The following is a 19,590-nucleotide window of genomic DNA, read 5'->3' as shown; positions in this document are numbered from 1 at the left end:
CCGCCGCTGAGCTGTCCAAGGAGGACTCCGCCATGACCGCACTTCCCGCGTCCGGCCGTGCCTGGCATCTCGTCGCCCGCCCCCACGGCTGGCCGGAGCCCGGTGACGTCGCCCTGCGCGACGTGCCGGTGGCCGAGCCGGGCGAGGGCCGGATCCTCGTCCGCAACCTGTACTTCTCGGTCGACCCCTACATGCGGGGCCGGATGAACGACGTGAAGTCGTACGTACCGCCGTACCGGCTCGACCGTCCGATGGAGGGCGGCGCGGTCGGCGAGGTCATCGCCTCGCGCGCCGAGGGGTTCGCGGTCGGCGACCATGTGCTGCACGGTCTGGGCTGGCGGGAGTACGCCGAGCTCCCGGCGGACAAGGCCACGAAGGTCGACGCCTCGGCCGCCCCGCTCTCCGCCTATCTGAGCGTGCTCGGTATGACCGGACTGACCGCGTACGCGGGCCTGTTCGAGACCGCGTCCTTCAAGGAGGGCGACGCCGTCTTCGTCTCCGGCGCCGCCGGTGCGGTCGGCAGCCAGGTCGGCCAGTTCGCCCGGCTCAAGGGCGCCTCGCGGGTCATCGGTTCCGCGGGCTCCGACGAGAAGGTCAAGCTCCTCGTGGAGGAGTACGGCTTCGACGCGGCCTTCAACTACAAGAGCGGCCCGGTCGAGGAACTGCTCGCTGAGGCGGCGCCCGACGGGATCGACGTCTACTTCGACAATGTGGGCGGCGAGCACCTCGAAGCCGCCATCGGCTCGCTCAACCCGCACGGCCGCGTCACGGTCTGCGGCATGATCGCGCAGTACAACAGCACCGAGCCGACCCCGGCGCCGCGCAACCTCGCCCTGGTGATCGGCAAGCGGCTGCGGATCCAGGGCATGCTCGTCGCCGACCACTTCGGGCTCCAGCCGCGGTTCGTCCAGGATGTCGCGGGCTGGCTCGCCGCCGGTGAGCTGAAGTACAACGAGACCGTCGTCGACGGCATCGAGAACGGCTTCGACGCGTTCCTCGGCGTACTGCGCGGCGACAACACCGGCAAGATGGTCGTGTCGCTCGGCGGCTGACCCGCTCCCTGATCCAGCCGAATCCCCCCAGAAAGACCCGAAAGACCCGAAAGACCCGAGGGCCCGTGGGCCGCACACCCCTGTGACGGGATGTGGCCCCCGGGTCTTTTCTTGCGCGAGGGATTGACTCGTTCGCGCTCCGACCATAGTTTCCGGTTCGAAGTTACGGTCGCCGTTCGGTATTTCGGACGATACGGGGCGGGGCCGTGGGAGGACGACAGAATCGAGCCGTCATGCCACCATCGCTCCCGAGCCGCCGCGGCGTGCTCGGCGGACTAGGAGCACTCGCCGTCGCCGGCAGCTTCGGCCTGGCCGCCGCGGGTACCGGCGCCTCCGCGCTCACCTCGACCGCGGACGTCCGTGTCCGCTACTGGAACCTCTTCAGCGGCGGCGACGGCGCCAACATGATCGCCATGCTGGACGCGTTCCGCCGGGCCACCCCGGCCGTCGACGTCAAGGACTCCACCCTCCAGTGGGGCAACCCCTTCTACACCAAGCTGGCCATGGCGGCGGCCGGCAACCGCGCACCGGACCTGGGCGTGATGCACCTCGGCCGGGTCACCGGCTTCTCGCCGGGCCGCCTCCTCGACCCCTGGGACATGGGCCTGCTCGCCGAGTACGGCGTGAAGGAAGCGGACTTCAACCCCGCGCTGTGGAAGCGCGCCGTCGTCGACGGCACCCTCTACGCCCTGCCGCTCGACATCCACGTACAGCTCTGTTACTACCGCAAGGACGTCCTCGGGAAGGCGGGCCTGCTCGGGGACGACGGCCGGATGGTGCCGGTGACATCCACCGACGAGTGGTTCGACGTGCTCAAGGAGGCCAAGAAAGCCACCAAGAAGGGGCTCCAGACCATCGGCCTGTGGCACAGCGACCAGAACTTCCAGTGGTGGTTCTTCGTCGCCTTCTACACCCAGCTCGGCGGCGCCTGGTTCAACGCCGACAACACCGAGGTCGCCTTCGACGTCGACAAGGCCGCCCAGGTCCTGGAGTTCCTGCGCCGGCACATCACCGACGGATACGCCGACCCGGGCTACGGCGGCACCGCCGGAGCCGAACAGTTCATCAACGGCTCCCCGTTCGCCTGGGAGGGCAACTGGTCCGTGCCCGTCTTCTCCGGCGCGAAGGTCGAGTACGGCGCGACACCGCTGCCGCCCGTCTTCGGCAGACCGGCCACCCACGCCGAGTCGCACTCCTTCGTCCTGCCGCACCAGTCCGACCGCGGCGGCCCCGCCAACGAGGGCGCGCACCGGCTCGCCGCGTACGTGGTCAAGCACGCCCTCCAGTGGGCGGCGGGCGGCCACATCCCCGCCTACACCCCGACCCTGTCCACACCCGCGTACCGGAAGCTCGAACCGCAGCACGAGTACGCGAGCGCCATGGACCACCAGGCCACCGAGCCGAAGGTGTGGTTCGCGGGCTCCACCGGCATCCTCGCCCAGGAGGTCGGCCCGCTCGTCGTCTCCTCCACGACGGGCTCCGCCAAGCCGGACGTGGCCGCCGGACGGATGCGCAAGCAGCTCGCCAGGCTCCTCGCCATGAAGAACCCGATGGACGGCAGGACCGCCGCACAGGAAGGGGCGGTGGCATGACGACGACCGGTGCGGGGACCGTCATCGCCCCGGCGCGCGCGCGAACCGCCGCCGACAGCGCCGGGGCCCGCCGCGGGCAGGGCTTCCAGCACGGGGGCTGGTTCGTCGCCCCGTTCCTGTCGCTCTTCGTCCTGTTCGTGATCTTTCCGCTGCTGCGCGGCGTCTACCTCAGCTTCACGGACGCCAACATCTCCGGCGACAGCACGAGCTTCATCGGCCTCGACAACTACCGCGAGGCCCTGCACGACACGATGATGTGGGACTCGCTCGGCCGCAGCGCGTACTTCACGTTGCTCGTCGTGCCGTCCATCACCGTCCTCGCCTTCCTGCTCGCGATGCTCGCCCATCACATCGAACGCGGGAAGTGGCTGTGGCGGCTGTGCTTCTTCATGCCGTTCCTGCTGCCGTCGACCGTCGCGGGCAACCTGTGGCAGTGGCTCTTCAACCCCGGCACCGGTCTGGTCAACCACGTCCTCGGGACGGACACGCCCTGGCTGACCGACAAGGCGTACGCCATGCTCGCCGTTGTCATCCAGACCCTGTGGTGGACGGCCGGCTTCAGCTTCCTGCTCTACCTCGCCGCGCTCCAGGGCATCCCCGCCCACCTGTACGAGGCCGCCAACCTGGACGGTGCGAACGCCTGGCACCGCATGATCCACATCACCCTGCCGATGCTCCGCAACATCACCGGCCTGGTGATCGCGCTCCAGATCCTCGCCTCGCTGCAACTCTTCGACCAGGCGGTCGTGATGCAGGACTTCGGCCCAGGACCCGAGAACAGCACCAGGTCGTTCGTGCAGTACACCCTCGAACAGGGCTTCACCAGCTATCGCGTGGGCTACGCCTCCACGATGTCCATCATCTTCTTCGTGATCATCGCGGCCGTCGCCCTGGGACGGATGTGGCTGCTGCGCAAGAGTGAGGAGGGCGCGCGATGACGATCGCCACGGTCCGCGAGAAGCGGCCGACGGACAGGAAGAAGTGGACGCTCAGCCAGATCGTGCTCACCGCGCTCGGCGCCGTGGTCTCCGCGGTCTGGACGGCGCCGCTGCTGTGGGCGCTGTTCACCTCGCTCAAGTCGGAGACCGAGGCCGTCGCCCTGCCCGTACGGTGGCTGCCGAAGGAGTGGACGACCCAGGCGTGGACGGCCGTCTTCGAGTCGGGCAACCTGCCCAACTGGTTCGTCAACTCGTTCGTCGTCTCGGTCTGCGTCACCTTCGTCGTGGTGTTGGTCTCGGCCCTCGCCGGGTACGGCTTCGCCCGTACCGAGTTCCGCGGGAAGAGCGCACTGCTCGGTCTCGTCATGGCCGGTCTGATGGTGTCGCCCGCGGTGCTGGGCGTCCCGCTGTTCACCACCGTCCAGGCGATGGGCATGGTGGACACGTACTGGGGCATGATCCTTCCGCAGTGCGCGCCCGCGGCGATGGTCTACATCCTGTACAAGTTCTTCCAGTCCATCCCCAGGGAGCTGGAGGAGGCGGCGTTCATCGACGGCGCGGGCCGGTGGCGGGTCTTCTTCACCATCGTGCTGCCGCTGTCACGGCCCTCGCTCTCCGCCGTCGGCATCTTCACCTTCATCGCCTCGTGGAACAACTTCCTGTGGCCCTACATGGTGACCAACAACCCCGACCTGATGACGATGCCGAACGGCATCGCCACCGTCATGAACTCCTACGGCATCCAGTGGGCGCAACTGATGGCCGGCGGGCTGATGGCGGGCCTGCCCCTGGTGATCGTCTTCGTCTTCTTCCAGCGGCAGATCGTCAGCGGCGTGGCCCACACCGGGCTGGCGGGCCAGTGAACCGGCCGCCGGGCGACCGACCCGGTCGAAGCGCTTCCGCGCCACCCCTGGTCCTCCGGTTACCTGTTGACCAAACGCCCCGTTGTCAGTTTTCCTACCGTTCCGTCGTCAGTTGAGGAAGTCATGACCCGTTCCGCTCGCTTCACCCTGCACCCCGACTTCACCGTCGGTAAGGTGAACCCCCGTCTCTTCGGCTCCTTCGTCGAGCACCTGGGCCGCTGCGTCTACACCGGTATCCACGAGCCGGGCCACCCGACCGCCGACGAGGCGGGGCTCCGCGGGGACGTCCTCGACCTGGTCAGGGAGCTGGGCCCGACCGCCATCCGCTACCCCGGCGGCAACTTCGTCTCCGGCTTCCGCTGGGAGGACAGCGTCGGCCCCGTCGACGAGCGGCCCCGCCGGCTCGACCTGGCCTGGAAGAGCACGGAGTCCAACCGCTTCGGACTCTCCGAGTTCATCGACTTCGTCCGCAAGGCGGGCCCCGAGGCGGAGCCGATGATGGCCGTCAACCTCGGCACGCGCGGGGTGGCCGAGGCCATCGAACTCCAGGAGTACGCCAACCACCCGGGCGGCACGGAGCTCTCCGAGCGGCGCAGGGCGCACGGCGACAAGGACCCGTACGGCATCAAGCTGTGGTGCCTCGGCAACGAGATGGACGGCCCCTGGCAGACCGGCCACAAGACCGCGGAGGAGTACGGGCGGATCGCCGCCGAGACCGCGCGGGCGATGCGCCAGATCGACCCGGACGTCGAACTGGTCGCGTGCGGCTCCTCCGGCTCCGGCATGGAGACCTTCGCGGAGTGGGAGGCCACCGTACTGGCGGAGACGTACGACCTCGTCGACCAAGTCTCCCTGCACGCCTACTACTGGGAGTCGGACGGCGACCGCGACTCCTTCCTGGCCTCCGCCGTCGACATGGAGACCTTCATCGAGAAGGTCGTGGCGACCTGCGACCATGTCGGGGCCCGGCTCAAGTCGAAGAAGAAGATCAACCTCTCCTTCGACGAGTGGAACGTCTGGTACATGGAGAAGCCCAACCCGCACCAGGTCGAGGAGTGGGAGGAGGCCCCGCGCCTCCTGGAGGACGTCTACTCGGTGACGGACGCCGTCGTCTTCGGCTCCCTGCTGATCGCCCTGCTCCGCCACGCGGACCGGGTCGCCGTGGCCTGCCTGGCCCAACTGGTCAACGTGATCGCCCCGATCATGACCGAGCCCGGCGGGGCCGCCTGGCGGCAGACCACCTTCTTCCCGTTCGCGCAGGCGGCGAAGTACGGCCGAGGCACCGTCCTGGACGTACGGGTCGACTCGCCGTCGCACGAGACGAAGAAGCACGGCGAGACGGATCTGCTGCACGCCACCGCCGTACGGGCGGACGACGGCTCGGTCACCGTCTTCGCGGTCAACCGCAGCCAGACCGAGCCGCTGCCGCTGGAGGTCGCGCTCGCCGGTCTCGGGCTGACGGAGCTGGTGGAGCACTCCGTGCTCGCCGACGCCGACCCGGAGGCGAAGAACACCCTGGAGGACCAGGAGCGGGTCGCCCCGCACGCGGGGGAGGGCACGGCGCTCACGGACGGGGCGCTGACGGCGACGCTGGAGCCGCTGTCCTGGAACGTGATACGGCTGCGCTGACCGCCGCCGTACGACACCCGGCCCCCGGTGGAGCGGTTCCACCGGGGGCCGGGTGGTGCCCGGGGCGGCCGGGCGACGTGTGGCGACGGGTGGGGCGTCGTGCGGGGAGCGTGACGAAGTCTGCGCGAACCGTTGACGCGGAAGCGCTTCGACTCTACCTTCCCGTCCGAAGTGACGATCACAGTTCGATATACCGAACAGTCCGAACGGTTTCCCCGCACGCCGTAAGGAGAACTCGCGTGAGCCGCACCCCCCGCACCCCCCGCACCCCCCGCAGGTCCCGGGCGTCCCGCAGGGCCACGCTCCTCGCCCTGCCCGCCGCCGTCCTCCTCGCCCTCGTCCCGAGCAGCGCCTCCGCCTACCCCAACCCCGGCCGGGTCACCGGCGACGTCGTCGTCCACGACCCGACGATGCTGCGCACCTCCTCCGGCCAGTACCTGCTCTACTCGACCGGCGACGGCCTCCAGGCCCGTACCTCCACCGACCGGACCGCCTTCAGCCGCAACAGCTCCGCCTTCACCACCCTGCCGGGCTGGTGGTCCACGTACTCCTCCGCGAAGGACCCCTGGGCGCCGGACATCTCGTACCACGGCGGCAAGTACCTGATGTACTACGCCGTCTCGTCCTTCGGCTCCAGCACCTCGGCCATCGGGCTGGCCGGCTCCACCACCGGGCAGCCCGGGAGCTGGAGCGACTACGGCATCGTCTACACGTCCAACGCCTCCAGCGACTACAACGCCATCGATCCCAACCTCTTCGTCGACGACGACGGCAAGTGGTGGCTCTCCTTCGGCTCCTGGTGGACCGGCATCAAGATGATCAGGATCGACCCCGCCACCGGCAAGCAGTTCGCGGGCGACACCGCGCGCCGCTCGCTGGCCTCGCGGCCGACCGGCACCAAGGCCGTCGAGGCGCCCGTCGTGGTCAAACGGAACGGCTACTACTACCTGTTCGCCTCGTACGACACGTGCTGCGCCGGGACCAGCTCCACGTACAAGATCAAGGTCGGCCGGGCCACCGGCGTCACCGGCCCCTACGTCGACAAGAACGGCGTGAACATGATGAACAACGGCGGCTCGCTCGTGCTGGAGAGCCACGGCCGCTACATCGGCCCCGGCGGCCAGTCGATCATGCCGGACAGCGACGGCGACCTGCTCGTCTACCACTACTACGACGGCCAGGACAACGGCACACCCAAGCTCGGCGTCAATCTGCTGAGCTGGTCCGGCGGCTGGCCGACGGCGTACTGACGGGGGCCGGTCATGACACCCACCGCTCAGGCCGGGAGGACCCGCCGCGCGCTGGTCTTCCTGCTGGCCCTGCTCCTCGCCGTGTTCGCCGCCCAGCTCTCCGGGGCCGCCGGCGCCGCGGAGGGCCGCCCGTACACCAACCCGGTCAAGGCGCAGAAGGGCGCCGACCCGTGGATCCAGTACCACGACGGCAACTACTACCTGATCACCACGTCCTGGACATCCGAGCTGACCATGCGCAAGTCGCCCACGCTGGCCGGGCTCTCGACCGCGCCGAGCGTCCAGGTGTGGTCCGACTCCACCTCCTCGCGCTGCTGCAACATGTGGGCGCCCGAGACGCACTTCTGGAACGGCCACTGGTACCTGTACTACGTGGCGGGCCAGGGCATCGCCGACTACAACCCCACCCAGCGCGTCCACGTCCTGGAGAGCGCCGGCGCCGACCCCATGGGCCCGTACACCTACCGGGGGCAGCTCGGCTCCCAGTGGATGCTCGACGCCAGTCTGCTCACCCTGAACGGCTCGCTGTACCTGCTGGGCAGCGCGAACGGCGGTGGTACGCAGAACCTCGTCATCGCCCCGATGAGCAACCCGTACACGCTGAGCGGACCCTTCTCGACCATCTCCACGCCGACCCTCGCCTGGGAGCGGTCCGGCGGTACGGTCAACGAGGGCCCCGAGGTGCTGCAACGCGGCGGCAGGACCTTCGTCGTCTACTCGGCGAGCGGCTGCTGGACACCCGACTACAGACTCGGCCAGCTCACCTACACGGGGACCGACCCGCTCAGCGCGTCGTCCTGGACGAAGAAGTCCACGCCCGTCTTCAGCCGTAACGACGCGGCCGGGGTGTACGGTCCCGGCCACAACGGGTTCTTCACCTCGCCCGACGGGACCGAGAGCTGGATCGTCTACCACGCCAACGACGCGGCGGGCGACGGGTGCGACAACGGCCGCACCACCCGCGCCCAGAAGTTCACCTGGAACGCCGACGGCACCCCGAACCTCGGCGCCCCCGTCGCGCTCGGCACCACCCTCGCCGGACCCTCCGGGGAGAGCGCGGCCACCCCGTCGGCGTACACCGTCGTCAACCGCAACAGCGGCAAGTGCCTTGAGGTGGAAGGGGGTTCGACGGCGGACGGCGCCAACGTCCGGCAGTGGAGCTGCAACGGAGGGGCGCAGCAGCGCTGGCGGTTCGAGGATCTCGGCAACGACACCAGCCGGCTGGTCAACGCCGCCACCGGCAAGGTCCTGGACACGGCGGACTGCTCCGTCGCCGACGGCGCCGATCTGCGCCAGTGGTCCTGGCTGGGCAACCTCTGCCAGGCGTTCCGGCTGGTCGTCACCGCACAGGGTGGCTGGGTACGGATGGTGAACGCGCGCAGCGGCAAGGTCGCGGACGTCGCCGACTGCTCCACGGCCGACGGGGCGGACGTACGCCAGTGGTCCTGGCTGGGCAACACCTGCCAGCAGTGGCAGATCAGACCGGCCTGACGCACGGAAGAGCCGGACGCACAGAAAAGCGGAGGGGGCCGTTCCTCCCGTTCCTCCGGTACCTGTACGGGTACGGGTACGGGAGGGACGGCCCCTGAGCGCTCAGGATCCGGACCCGGTCAGCCCGCCGCCGCCAGCAGCGCGCGGCCCACCTGGGGGAAGAGCCCCTTGGGGTGGTCGCGGAAGAGCGGCTCCGTACCGAAGAGCGTCACCCGCGCGCCCGTCGCGGACGTCCCGCTGACCACCGACGCCCGGCCCGCCGCGTCGCCCGGGGCGCCCGTGCCGTCCTCCTGCGCGCGCCAGTGGCCCGACACCAGCGGGTTGCCGGTCCCGTACGACTGGTCGACGCGCACCCCCGAGCCGAGGTCCGTGAACCAGAGCGGCGAGTAGACGAAGGAGTGCTCCGGGGCGCCGCCGGTGACGGTGCCGCCCGCGTTCACCACCCGGACCACCCCGTTGGCGTCGCCGTTGCCCGCGACCGCCGTGGCGGGCAGCAGCCCGGCGGCGGTGTTGAACGCGGCGCCCGCCGAGCCGAGGGCGACCAGGCCCCCGCCGTCCGCACCCGAGCCCAGGAAGGAGCCCAGGGCGGTACGGGCGGGGGCGCCGAGGTCGGCGTAGCGCAGGCCGGACGAGACGAACAGGACGTCCGCCGCCGACCAGTCGAAGCCCGCGTTGAGCGTGGCCGCCGACACCGGCACCACCTCGAACCCCATCTCCCGCAGCGCGAACAGCTCACTGGAGGTCACGGCCGCGGCGACCCGTGTACGGTGCGGCGCCCCCGTGCCCTTCTCCTTCGTGGCGGTGAAGGCGACCCCGAGGCGGTCCGCGAGAACGGCCGCCCGCGGGCGGGCCGACGCCGGCACGATCGCCGAGCCGTCCGCCGCCCGCCGTACCGTCACACCCTGCGCGAGCAGGGAGTTGAGCGCGGCCAGCTCCGTCGGGTCGTCGAGCCGCAGCCGCAGATCACCGGTCCGGCCCACCTCTCCGCTGGGGGCGGCGGCCGTCACGGTACGCCCGGGGACGAGCCCCGGCGTGTGCGTGCCCCCGCTCACCTTCTGGACCTTGTCGACGCTCGCGCCCCACAGCAGCCCGAGGCTCCATCCCGAGATGTCGTACATCGTGGAGACGTCCGCGCTGATGTCCCGGCCCGCGTCCAGGATCACATTGGCCATCCCGCGCTTGGCCTGGTGCATGTCGACCACGTACGAACCCGCCGGGTACCGCTTCCCCGCCAGCCGGAAGCCGGTGCTCGCGCGCCGCACCCGCACGTCGTTGGCGACGAGATGGTCCACGAGCCGGGCCGCCGCGGTCGCCGAACGCTGTTCCGCGCCCGCCGGGATCACATACGCGCGCGGGAAGTCGGTGGTGTAGACGTCCTCCGGGCCGATCCCCGGCACCCCCGGCACGGTCTCCTCGGACACCGGCCGCTGCGCCTCACCGGCCGCACCCCGCCGAAACGTTTCTATCTGGTCCGCGACGATCGAAGTCCGGTTCCGGACGGTCCATTCGAGCGTGGCGCGCATCACCGCCCCGGCGATATCCGTGTTGATCGCGGACCGCCGCCGCAGCTCGGTCACGGGGAGGGAGTCGTACGAGCTGTTGTTGACCCGCATCGGGAACTCGACGGTGTGCGAGGCCACCGCGCCCTGGAAGGCCAGATACTGCGGGGTGAAGATCGGCGGCCAGTCGTCCCAGCCCTCCCGCTGGTCACGGAAGGGGATGACGGACGGGTCCACACCGTCCTTCCCGGGTGTGTAACCGAGACCGTTCACCGCCTTCTCCATGCCGAGGGCGTTGGCGTAGGCGTTCTTCAGGAAGAGGTCGTACTCGTAGTTCTCGCCGTGCGGCGGTGTCGTCGGCTCGATCAGCGTCCCGTTGACATAGCCGTGCAGATCGAGCATCACGGCCGGCTGCTTGTCGACGGCGATCCGCCGCACCGCGCGCGACTCGGGCTGCGAACCGGTGATGAAGTCCCGGTTGAGGTCGAAGCCGGCCGAGTTGGCGCGGGTCCCGGCGATCCGGCCGTCCGGGTTGGCGGTCACATTGAGATAGACGCGGTTCGACGCGAGCAGCCCGGCCGTCCCGCTGTCCTTGGCCTTCGCCAGCTCCTCGACGAGCTTCAGGGCGGCGTCGGTGCCCTCCCACTCGTTGCCGTGGATGTTGTTGTTGATGAACACCGGTGTCTTGTAGGAGGACTTGATCCGGCGGTCCTTGGCGGCAAGCGCCGGCGCGCTCTCGATCAGATCGCGCATCCGCCGCTGCTCCCGCACCTCCCGCGCGCTCTCGGGCGCGGTGACAGTGACGAGATACAGCTCATGCCCGCCGGCCGAGCGGCCCGCGACCTCCACGCTCACCCGGTCCCCCAGCTTCTGGAGGGCGTTGAGCCGGGGAGCGAGCGAGTGGTACGGGGCCAGGCCCAGCTTGATCGACTTGTCCGCCGGGTTCACGGGCGGGGTGTCCAGGACGGTACGGCGCGGATAGGCGCGGCTGTCCGGGAGCGCGGCGCCGGCCGTGCCGGTGACCGTCGTGCCGGTGACTGTCGTGCCGGTGACTGTCGTGCCGGTACGGGCGGCGGTGGCCGCGTCCGTCCGGGTGTCCCGCTCCCGTACGGGATGGGGCCGCGGCGCGTCCTCCCGTACGGGAGCGGCGGAGGCGGGCAGCGGCGCGAGCAGCAGGGCACCGGCCGTGACGGCGGTGGTCAGCAGGAGCGGTCGGGGTATCCCCATGCGTGGGTTTCCTCCAGTGAGGTGGACGAGGGAGGGAGGGTGATCGACGCTGATCGGTACGCAGGGGTCTACCGGCTGCGCCCCGGGACGGCAAGGGGGTCTTCCCGAGCGCCGGTAGGCTGACCCGCATGCATGATCTGGGGTCGGGTTTCGGCTATGTGATGAAGGGCCAGCGCTGGGTCGCCGGTCATGGCCGGTGGCTGGGGTTCGGGCTGCTGCCCGGTCTGGTCACCCTGGTGCTGTACGCGGGCGCGCTTGTCGGACTCGGGTACGGGGCCGACGACTTGATCGCCTGGTCGACGCCCTTCGCCGATGACTGGTCCTCGCCCTGGGGCGGTCTCTTCCGCGGTTTCCTGACCGCGCTCCTCTTCGTCCTCGGGCTCTTCCTCGCGGTGATCACCTTCACCGCCGTGACGCTCCTGATCGGCCAGCCCTTCTACGAGTCGCTGTCCGAGGAGGTCGACCGCGCGGAGGGCGGCGAGGCCCCGCAGTCGGGGCTGCCGCTCTGGCGCGATCTGTGGGTCTCCGCCCGGGACAGCGTCCGCATCCTGGTCCGGGTGACGTTCTACGGGATCCTGCTCTTCGCGCTCGGCTTCATCCCGGTCGTCGGACAGACGGTCGTGCCCGTGCTCGGCTTCTGCGTCACCGGCTACTTCCTGGCGGAGGAACTGACGGCGGTGGCGCTCCAGCGCCGCGGCGTCGAGCTGAAGGAACGCCTCGCGCTGCTGCGCGGCCGGCGGATGCTCACCCTCGGCTTCGGTGTGCCGATCGCGCTCGCCTTCCTCGTCCCGGTCGTGGCGGTCTTCCTGATGCCGGGAGCGGTGGCGGGGGCGACGCTGCTGGTCCGCGACCTGACGGGGGAGCGCGAGCCGGAACCGGAGTCGGAGCCGGACGACGCGGAGCCGGAGCCGGACGACGCGGGAGCGCGCCGGCCCGGCGTACCGCTCACCCTGGAGAAGTAGCCGGGCACGTCCCGCACCGGTGAGGGCGGCCCTCAGGAGGCGTCGGCGGCCACGGTGATGATCGACCGGAGCTGCGCGACGATGTCCAGCCGGTTGCGTACGAACTCCGGGTCGGTCACCGTCCCCGTCGCCGGGTCGGTGTTCCCCGTACCGAACTGGAGCACCGGCGTGTGCACATGGCCGCCCGGTATGGACCGGCCGAGCCGGTCGCGCAGCAGGGTCGCCCGGTAGGCGATCTCGTTGGAGAGATAGTCCCCGCCGCCGCCGGCCCGCGCCGCGGAGCCGGGGGTCGGACCGTCCGGGCGCACCACCGGGGCGGTGGCGCCCGCCGGGATCTCCGTCACCGAGGTGTTGTCGTACACGGGGAAGCGGCCGGTGTCCGCCGCCACGATCGCACCGTACGGCAGGCTCGTGGCCGTCCACTGCGGCTGCGATGCCGGGTCGCTCACGGGGACGAGGCCGGTCTCGGAGACATTCTCGTTGTCGCCGAACCCGCCCCGCCAGGCGCCGTTGAACCGCTCCACGTCGATGCGGCCGACCCGGCCCTGGCTGACCGTGACGAAGAGATCGGCCCGCGCCAGCGGCCGGCGCAGCGCCCGCTCCACCGTGCCGTCGGCGAAGTCCTGCCAGCGGACGGGGAAGACGGCGGTCTCGATCCTGGCCGGTCCCTCGGCGGTGGTGACGACCGTGCCGTCCAGGGCGAGCGCGGTCGCCCCCGAGGGGTTGCTGATCCGGATGTCACGGTCGAGGGTGAACGGGTCGAAGCCGGTCACGACGATCCGCTTGACGCCCTTGCCGCCCCTCTGGGGGAACGTCAGGGAGTCCTGCCCCCGCGAGGTACGTTCCAGCGCCCCCAGCAGCCGGGCGCGCGCCGCCTCCGACAGCCCGAACTCCGGCTGCCACTGCCGCAGTTCACGGATCATCGCCAGCCGCGCCCAGTACAGCGGCCGGTCGTCGTCCCGGCTCAGGTCTCCATGCGCGGGGCCCCGCCCCTGCGCCCGGTCCACCGCCCGCTGCCACAGCCGCGCCCCCTGCCGTTCGACGGCCCGCTCGGCCGCCTGGTACGAAGAGGCGCCGCGCAGAGCCCGTACGAGCCCGGGCGCCACCTGGTCGAACCCGCCGCGCCGCAGGATCTCCTGGGGCACGGCCCGGTCGAGGCGCTGCTCCTCGACGGTGGGCGCGGCCGTCGCGGAGGCGGGGGCGGCGGTGGCGGCCGGCGGCAGTACGGCGAGGGTGAGCGCGGCGGTGGTGAGCAGCACGATCCCGAGCCGGTCGGGCCGTACACGCAGGCGGACACGGGGTGGGCGTACCGGGGTGAGTCTCACGGGAGTCCTTCCGTCGGGTGGCGGAAGTATCGCCTCCGGACAGCCCTGTTGACCATGGTGCCCGGTGGACCGGCCTGCGCGGCGCGGCCGGCTTCAGACCCGGACGACCCGCACGCCGGGTCCGCAGAGTGCGCCGATGTCCTCCGGGTCGGAGGTGAGGACGACGACAGGAGGCCGGCAGAGCAGGACGGTGGCCGAGAGGATCGCGTCGAGTGCGTACTTGTGACCGTGCAGTCCCGCCTGCGCGAGCAGCTTGGACGCCCCGCGTGAGATCTCGTCGTCGACCGGGCTGATGTCGAGACGCGACAGCACCCAGTCGAATCGGGCCTGGTTCGCCTTGGGGTGCCGTGCCTCGACGGGTGTCACGGCGCTCGTCACGACATGGGCTCCGTGGTCCCGGGCCCGTCCGATCATGGCCACGACGGTGCGGTCGTCCCTGACCAGTTTGGACAGGCCCTCGCAGTCGAGCACCAGCGTGCCGATGAGAGGCCCGGTCATGCGGCGGTCCCGCCCCCGCCGCGTTCCTCGGCCGTACCGCTCAGGAGCGCGTCGGCACGGGCGAGCTCGTCATCGCCGAGAGCTCCGTGGCGGGCCTCGTGATCCTCGACGAGTTCCGTCAGCCGGTCCATGGCGAGCCGGTGCCTGAGGGCATCGGTGACATACGCCGAGAACCCCCCGGGGCCGACCTGTTCCCGCACGGTCTCGGCCAGGTCCTCGGGGATGCTGATGGAGTACTTACGCGTGGCTCCGCTCATGTGAGGGACGATACCACCGGCGGTGGCATGAAGAATCGGTTACGCGGAGGGCACCTTTGGCCATCACTATGTCACCATTCCCTTCGACCGCCGGTACGGATCAACGCTGACCAGGAGGTACGGCCGTGGCCGACGAACCCACCACCCGGGCCGATCACGCACGGGACGCCGCCGTCGCCGCGGCCCTCGGCAAGCTCGATCTCGACGCCAAGGCCCGGCTGCTGGCCGGCCAGGACATGTGGTCCCTGCCCGCGCTGCCCGAGATCGGGCTCGCGTCGCTCGTCATGTCCGACGGGCCCATCGGGGTCCGCGGAGTCCGCTGGACCGCCGACGACCCGTCCGTGGCGCTGCCCTCCCCGACCGCGCTCGCCGCCTCCTGGGACCCGGAGCTGGCCCGCCGCGCGGGCCGGCTGCTCGCCCAGGAGGCCCGCCGCAAGGGCGTGCACGTCCTGCTCGCGCCGACCGTCAACCTGCACCGCTCGCCGCTCGGCGGCCGGCACTTCGAGGCGTACAGCGAGGACCCGTATCTCACCGGCGAGATCGGCACCGGCTATGTGCTCGGCGTCCAGGACGGCGGGGTCGGTACGACCGTCAAGCACTTCGTCGCCAACGACGCCGAGACCGACCGCTTCACCGTCGACAACCTCGTCGCCCCGCGCCCGCTGCGCGAGCTGTATCTCGCGCCCTTCGAGGCGATCGTCGCGGGCGCCCGCCCGTGGGGCATCATGGCCGCGTACAACCAGGTCAACGGCTCCACGATGACCGAGCACCGCTACCTCCAGAACGATGTGCTGCGCGGCGAGTGGGGCTTCGACGGCTACATCGTCTCCGACTGGCTCGCCGCGCGCTCCACCGTGGGCGCCCTCCTCGGCGGTCTCGACGTCGCGATGCCGGGCCCGCGCACGGTCTACGGCGAGGCGCTGGCCGCCGCCGTACGGGCCGGGGAGGTGGACCGGTCCGCCGTCGACGACGCCGTACGCCGGGTCCTGCTGCTCGCCGCCCGGGTCGGCGCCCTCGACGGGGCGCCCGCCGCCGTCACCGAACCGCCCGCGCCGGTCGACGGCGAGGCGCTGGCCCGCGAGATCGCCCGCCGCTCCTTCGTCCTCGTACGCAACGAGGCGCGGGACGGCCGCCCCGCGCTGCCGCTGGACCCCGCGAACGGCACGATCGCCCTCAGCGGCGCCGCCGCCCGCGACGCCCGGGTCCTCGGCGGCGGCTCGGCGACCGTCTTCCCCGACCACATCGTCCCGCCGCTGGACGGGCTCACCGCCGCGCTCCCGCCGGGGCGTCTGACATACGCGATCGGCGCCGACCCCAGCGACGAACTCGCCGACGCCGACCAGGGGTTCGAGCTGACCGCCGTTTGCCGGGACGCCGAGGGGCGGATCCTGGGCACCGCCTCCGTCCCCGGCGGCCGCCTCCAGTGGGCCGGCAGCGACCTGCCCGACGGCGTCACCCATGACACGCTCCACTCCGTGGAGCTGACGGGCACCTTCACGCCCCGGGAGAGCGGCGAGCACACCTTCGGCACCCGGGGCCTCGGCGGGTTCCGGCTCACCGTCGGCGGCGCCGTCCTCTTCGACGGCTTCCAGGCGCCCGGCCCCGCCGCCGACCCGTTCGAGGAGTTCTTCGGGGCACCCGTGGAGCGCGCCCGCGCCGCCCTCACCGAGGGGGAGCGGGTCGAGGTCTCCCTCCTGCACACCGTCTTCAAGATCCCGGACGCCCCGATCAGCGCCGTCGCGCTCTCCCTGCTCCACCTCGGCCCGCGCCACGACCCCGACGAGCTGATCGCGGAGGCGGTCGAGGCCGCCCGTACGGCCGCCGCCGCCGTGGTAGTGGTCGCCACGACGGAGAGCGTCGAGTCCGAGGGCTTCGACCGCGAGAACCTGCGCCTGCCCGGCCGCCAGGACGACCTCGTCCGCGCGGTCGCCGCCGTCAACCCGAACACGGTCGTGGTCGTCAACACCGGCTCCCCGGTGGAGCTGCCCTGGCGCGCGGAGGTGGCGGCGGTGCTGCTGAGCTGGTTCCCCGGCCAGGAGGGCGGCGGGGCGCTCGCCGACGTACTGCTCGGCGCGGCGGAGCCGGGCGGCCGGCTGCCCACCACCTGGCCCGCCGTCCTCGCGGACGCGCCGGTCTCGAAGACCACCCCGGAGAACGGTGAACTCCCTTACACAGAGGGCGTGTTCATCGGCTACCGGGCCTGGGAGCGGGCGGGCACGACGCCCGCGTACCCCTTCGGCCACGGTCTCGGCTACACCGACTGGGAGTACGAGACGATCGCCGCGACCCCCTCCGAGGCGCGGGTGCGGGTGCGCAACACCGGCCGGCGCGCGGGCCGCGAGGTCGTACAGATCTATCTCGCCCCGGTCGTCGACGCGGAGGCGGACCCGGACCGGGTGGAGCGCCCGGCGCGCTGGCTGGCCGGCTTCGCCTCCGTCGAGGCGGCGCCCGGCGAGAGCGTCGAGGTGACGGTCCCGCTGCGCCGCAGGGCGTTCGAGATCTGGGACGAGACGGCCGGCTCCTGGTCGTACGTGTCCGGTACGTACGAGGTCCAGGCGGCCCGCTCCGTCACCGACCGCCGGCTGACCGCCCTGGTGGAGGCCGCCGACCGGACGCCGTAGGGCGGAGCGCCGCAGGGCGGAACACGGACGTGCGGCCCCGGGGCGGAACCTGACACCACCCCGGGGCCGCACCCCGTGCGCCGCGCGTCAGCGCGTGGAGAACCGGCAGACCGTGGTCGACACGTACACCTCACCGGGCCGCAGCACCGTGCTCGGGAAGCCCGGCTGGTTCGGCGAGTCCGGGAAGTGCTGCGTCTCCAGCGCGATCCCGGCGCCGGGGCCGAACGGCTTCCCGTCGAAGTGGTCACCGGAGTAGAGCTGGAGCCCCGGCTCGGTGGTGGTGATCGTGAGCACCCGGCCGGACGCCGGGTCGTACAGCTCGGCGGCGAGGGCGTCCTCGGCGGCGCCGTCCCCCCGCCCGCCGTCCAGCACGTAGTTGTGGTCGTAGCCGGGGCCCACCGGACGGGACGTCCGGAAGTCGAAGCGCGTACCGTCCACCGGCGCCAGCTCCCCGGTCGGCAGGAGGGCGCCGTCCACCGGGGTGATCCGGCCGGCCGCGATCCGCAGCTCGTGCCCGTCCGTCGCCGGACCGCTGCCCGCGCCGCCCAGGTTCCAGTACGTGTGATTGGTCAGCGCGACATGCGTCGGCGCGTCGGTCACCGCGCGGTAGGAGATCCGCAGCGCCCCGTCCTCGTCCAGCGTGTACGACACCGAGACGTCGAGGCGGCCGGGGAACCCCTCCTCACCGTCCGGGCTGACCCGCGACAGCCGCACCCCGGACAGGCCGGCATCCGCTCCCCGCGCCACCTCGCCGTCCGCGCCGATCGGTTCCGCGTCCCAGACCCGCCGGTCGAAGCCGTACGCCCCGCCGTGCAGACAGTTCGGCCCCTCGTTGGGCGTGACCCGGTGCACCACTCCGTCCAGGGTGAAGGCGGAGCCCGCGATCCGGTTCGCGTAACGGCCGACGAGGGCCCCGTAGTACGGCCCCCGGTGGTCCAGATAGCCGGTGGGATCGGGGAAGCCGAGAACGACATCGGCGACGGTGCCGTTCCGGTCGGGAACCTCCACCGACTGCACGATGCCGCCGTACGTCAGCAGGCGTATCCGGGTACCGGCCCGCTCCAGGGTCCAGCGGTCGACGGGCGTACCCTCGGGCGTGGCGCCGACGCGCTCGGTGTTCATGACAGTCACGATCAAGCACCCTACGCGGGCGGCTCGGCCGCCGTGACATTGCGGTACGCGATCTCCGCCAGCCTGCTCTGCCCGTTCCTGCTGGGGTGGAACCAGTCCCAGGGGCTGAGCTGTTCGCCGCTGAACCGGAAGGCGAAGACCGCGCCGCCGTCGTACCGGCAGCGCCGGTCCTTCGCACACACGTCCTTCAGTACGCCGTTGTACGCCACGACCCGGTCGTACACCAGGTCCCGCCGCTCCTGAGCCGCCTTGCTGTCGTCCTGGGAGTCACCGAGCATCGACGCGCAGATGCCCAGCTTCCACACCTGCCGGCCCAGCGGATTGCCGCGCCCCGTCGACCAGAGCCGCTTGAGGTCCGGCACGCTCGACACGTACACCTGCGCCTTGGGCGCGCCCGCGCGCAGCTCGCGCAGCGACGCCTCGAAGGACGCCTTGAAGGCGGCGACCGGAGTCATCCGCTCCGTCGAGTTCCGGCAGGCGTCGTTGGCGCCCACCAGGACCGTGACCAGCTCGGGCCCGTACCGCGCCGCCCGCGCCATCTGGTCCGGCAGATCAGCCATCCGGGCGCCCGTCCTGGCGACGTTCCAGGTCCTCGCCGCCAGCACCTCCTCCGACGGCCCGCCGAGCAGCCGGTAGGCAAGGCTCCGTACGTTCCGGTCCTTGCCGGTCGACCAGGACGCCTCGGGGCACTCGGCGAGCACCCCGCAGGCGTCGAAGCCACGGGTTATCGAGTCCCCGACGGCGGCGACGGTGGCCGGACCGCGGTTCCACAGCGGGGTGGGGCGCGGGGAGGGGGAGGCCGCCGCGCTGGAGGAGCCCGAGGTGGGGGAGCCGGAGGACGTGCACCCGGCGAGCACCCCCGTCCCGGCGACGACGGCCGCGGTCACGGCGGCGCACCCGGCCAGGACCCGCCCGGGTCCGCCGGTTCCGCCCCGGCGCCGCGGGCTCTTTCCACGCATCTGGCCTCCCGATCGGTGTCGCGGCCGGTGGCCGCCGGTCTCCGCCGGTGTCCGCCGGGTCGTCCGGGGCCGTTCGGGCGAGTGAAGGCTTCGCGCATATCGGCCCGGGACCGACGGTACGTCACCCCGGGCACCCCACCGCACGATAGCTTTTCCCACGTCGAAACAGAGGCGCCCGATCGCTCGGCTCCGGTAAATTACCTCACGTCACAAGCTGTCCCTTTTGCGGAGTTTCACTCCCGATGCTGTTTACTGAGGCCGCTGGGAAAGGCGAACCTCGTCCCACACTGGAGGTC

15 protein-coding genes are annotated in these 19,590 nt (G+C 71.5%); 9 read left to right on the top strand and 6 right to left on the bottom strand.

Annotation, left to right across the window (positions count from 1 at the left end):
* The first annotated feature begins 32 nt into the window (after window positions 1-32).
* From ACIQ7D_RS18420 to ACIQ7D_RS18390, 7 genes are all read left to right on the top strand, one after another.
* Window positions 33-1,052 (top strand): NADP-dependent oxidoreductase, encoded by a 1,020-nt coding sequence (locus ACIQ7D_RS18420; RefSeq protein ID WP_403938703.1) that lies wholly within the window; start codon window positions 33-35, stop codon window positions 1,050-1,052.
* 233 nt (window positions 1,053-1,285) lie between these two features.
* Complete coding sequence (locus ACIQ7D_RS18415) at window positions 1,286-2,644, top strand: extracellular solute-binding protein (RefSeq protein WP_403938701.1); 1,359 nt, start codon at window positions 1,286-1,288, stop codon at window positions 2,642-2,644.
* A complete protein-coding gene (locus ACIQ7D_RS18410; RefSeq protein WP_403938700.1) occupies window positions 2,641-3,582 on the top strand; it encodes a carbohydrate ABC transporter permease in 942 nt (313 codons plus the stop codon). Before ACIQ7D_RS18415 ends, ACIQ7D_RS18410 begins: the two co-directional genes overlap by 4 nt.
* Window positions 3,579-4,445, top strand: coding sequence for a carbohydrate ABC transporter permease (locus ACIQ7D_RS18405; protein WP_403938698.1), 867 nt, complete (start codon window positions 3,579-3,581; stop codon window positions 4,443-4,445). Before ACIQ7D_RS18410 ends, ACIQ7D_RS18405 begins: the two co-directional genes overlap by 4 nt.
* 123 nt (window positions 4,446-4,568) lie before the next feature.
* Window positions 4,569-6,074 (top strand): alpha-N-arabinofuranosidase, encoded by a 1,506-nt coding sequence (locus ACIQ7D_RS18400; protein ID WP_403938696.1) that lies wholly within the window; start codon window positions 4,569-4,571, stop codon window positions 6,072-6,074.
* A gap of 239 nt (window positions 6,075-6,313) precedes the next feature.
* Entirely contained in the window at window positions 6,314-7,324 is a 1,011-nt protein-coding gene (locus tag ACIQ7D_RS18395; RefSeq protein ID WP_403938694.1) for an arabinan endo-1,5-alpha-L-arabinosidase, read from the top strand.
* 12 nt (window positions 7,325-7,336) lie between these two features.
* Entirely contained in the window at window positions 7,337-8,815 is a 1,479-nt protein-coding gene (locus ACIQ7D_RS18390; protein ID WP_403938692.1) for a family 43 glycosylhydrolase, read from the top strand.
* A 119-nt stretch (window positions 8,816-8,934) separates the two neighbouring features.
* Here the strand turns inward: ACIQ7D_RS18390 and ACIQ7D_RS18385 are convergent, their stop codons facing one another.
* The gene (locus tag ACIQ7D_RS18385; RefSeq protein WP_403938690.1) at window positions 8,935-11,541 is read right to left on the bottom strand and encodes a M14 family zinc carboxypeptidase; all 2,607 of its coding nucleotides are present in this window, start codon (window positions 11,539-11,541) and stop codon (window positions 8,935-8,937) included.
* A 128-nt stretch (window positions 11,542-11,669) separates the two neighbouring features.
* Between ACIQ7D_RS18385 and ACIQ7D_RS18380 the strand changes: the two genes are divergently transcribed.
* Window positions 11,670-12,503 (top strand): EI24 domain-containing protein, encoded by an 834-nt coding sequence (locus ACIQ7D_RS18380; RefSeq protein WP_403938688.1) that lies wholly within the window; start codon window positions 11,670-11,672, stop codon window positions 12,501-12,503.
* Window positions 12,504-12,535: 32 nt separating this feature from the next.
* Here ACIQ7D_RS18380 and ACIQ7D_RS18375 read toward each other — a convergent pair whose 3' ends face one another.
* From ACIQ7D_RS18375 to ACIQ7D_RS18365, 3 genes are all read right to left on the bottom strand, one after another.
* Window positions 12,536-13,828, bottom strand: a complete 1,293-nt coding sequence (locus ACIQ7D_RS18375; RefSeq protein ID WP_403938686.1) for a pyroglutamyl peptidase — start codon at window positions 13,826-13,828, stop codon at window positions 12,536-12,538.
* Between the two features lie 93 nt (window positions 13,829-13,921).
* Window positions 13,922-14,326 carry a DNA-binding protein gene (locus ACIQ7D_RS18370; RefSeq protein ID WP_403938683.1) on the bottom strand — a complete coding sequence of 135 codons (405 nt, stop codon included), beginning with the start codon at window positions 14,324-14,326 and terminating at the stop codon, window positions 13,922-13,924.
* Window positions 14,323-14,583 carry a hypothetical protein gene (locus tag ACIQ7D_RS18365; protein WP_403938681.1) on the bottom strand — a complete coding sequence of 87 codons (261 nt, stop codon included), beginning with the start codon at window positions 14,581-14,583 and terminating at the stop codon, window positions 14,323-14,325. The genes ACIQ7D_RS18370 and ACIQ7D_RS18365 overlap by 4 nt, the downstream gene beginning before the upstream one ends.
* Before the next feature lie 125 nt (window positions 14,584-14,708).
* Here ACIQ7D_RS18365 and ACIQ7D_RS18360 point away from each other — a divergent pair, with 125 nt between their 5' ends.
* Window positions 14,709-17,204, top strand: a complete 2,496-nt coding sequence (locus tag ACIQ7D_RS18360; protein ID WP_403938679.1) for a glycoside hydrolase family 3 protein — start codon at window positions 14,709-14,711, stop codon at window positions 17,202-17,204.
* 87 nt (window positions 17,205-17,291) lie between these two features.
* On the opposite strand, the gene ACIQ7D_RS18355 is transcribed toward ACIQ7D_RS18360, so the two are convergent.
* Window positions 17,292-18,326, bottom strand: a complete 1,035-nt coding sequence (locus ACIQ7D_RS18355; RefSeq protein ID WP_403938677.1) for an aldose epimerase family protein — start codon at window positions 18,324-18,326, stop codon at window positions 17,292-17,294.
* Between the two features lie 20 nt (window positions 18,327-18,346).
* Window positions 18,347-19,294, bottom strand: a complete 948-nt coding sequence (locus ACIQ7D_RS18350) for an SGNH/GDSL hydrolase family protein (RefSeq protein ID WP_403938675.1) — start codon at window positions 19,292-19,294, stop codon at window positions 18,347-18,349.
* Window positions 19,295-19,590: the final 296 nt, after the last annotated feature.

The sequence above is a fragment of the Streptomyces sp. NPDC096310 genome (assembly GCF_044763125.1).
Lineage (GTDB): Bacteria > Actinomycetota > Actinomycetes > Streptomycetales > Streptomycetaceae > Streptomyces.
Note: the sequence above shows the minus strand (reverse complement) of the source record. Positions and strands in the feature narration are given on the sequence as shown.

Excerpts from the sequence above, each read along its gene's own strand:
- ACIQ7D_RS18420 (WP_403938703.1), top strand. The coding sequence starts at position 33 with ATGACCGCACTTCCCGCGTCCGGCCGTGCCTGGCATCTCGTCGCCCGC.
- ACIQ7D_RS18415 (WP_403938701.1), top strand. The coding sequence starts at position 1,286 with ATGCCACCATCGCTCCCGAGCCGCCGCGGCGTGCTCGGCGGACTAGGA.
- ACIQ7D_RS18410 (WP_403938700.1), top strand. The coding sequence starts at position 2,641 with ATGACGACGACCGGTGCGGGGACCGTCATCGCCCCGGCGCGCGCGCGA.
- ACIQ7D_RS18405 (WP_403938698.1), top strand. The coding sequence starts at position 3,579 with ATGACGATCGCCACGGTCCGCGAGAAGCGGCCGACGGACAGGAAGAAG.
- ACIQ7D_RS18400 (WP_403938696.1), top strand. The coding sequence starts at position 4,569 with ATGACCCGTTCCGCTCGCTTCACCCTGCACCCCGACTTCACCGTCGGT.
- ACIQ7D_RS18390 (WP_403938692.1), top strand. The coding sequence starts at position 7,337 with ATGACACCCACCGCTCAGGCCGGGAGGACCCGCCGCGCGCTGGTCTTC.
- ACIQ7D_RS18385 (WP_403938690.1), bottom strand. The coding sequence starts at position 11,541 with ATGGGGATACCCCGACCGCTCCTGCTGACCACCGCCGTCACGGCCGGT.
- ACIQ7D_RS18380 (WP_403938688.1), top strand. The coding sequence starts at position 11,670 with ATGCATGATCTGGGGTCGGGTTTCGGCTATGTGATGAAGGGCCAGCGC.
- ACIQ7D_RS18370 (WP_403938683.1), bottom strand. The coding sequence starts at position 14,326 with ATGACCGGGCCTCTCATCGGCACGCTGGTGCTCGACTGCGAGGGCCTG.
- ACIQ7D_RS18365 (WP_403938681.1), bottom strand. The coding sequence starts at position 14,583 with ATGAGCGGAGCCACGCGTAAGTACTCCATCAGCATCCCCGAGGACCTG.
- ACIQ7D_RS18355 (WP_403938677.1), bottom strand. The coding sequence starts at position 18,326 with ATGAACACCGAGCGCGTCGGCGCCACGCCCGAGGGTACGCCCGTCGAC.
- ACIQ7D_RS18350 (WP_403938675.1), bottom strand. The coding sequence starts at position 19,294 with ATGCGTGGAAAGAGCCCGCGGCGCCGGGGCGGAACCGGCGGACCCGGG.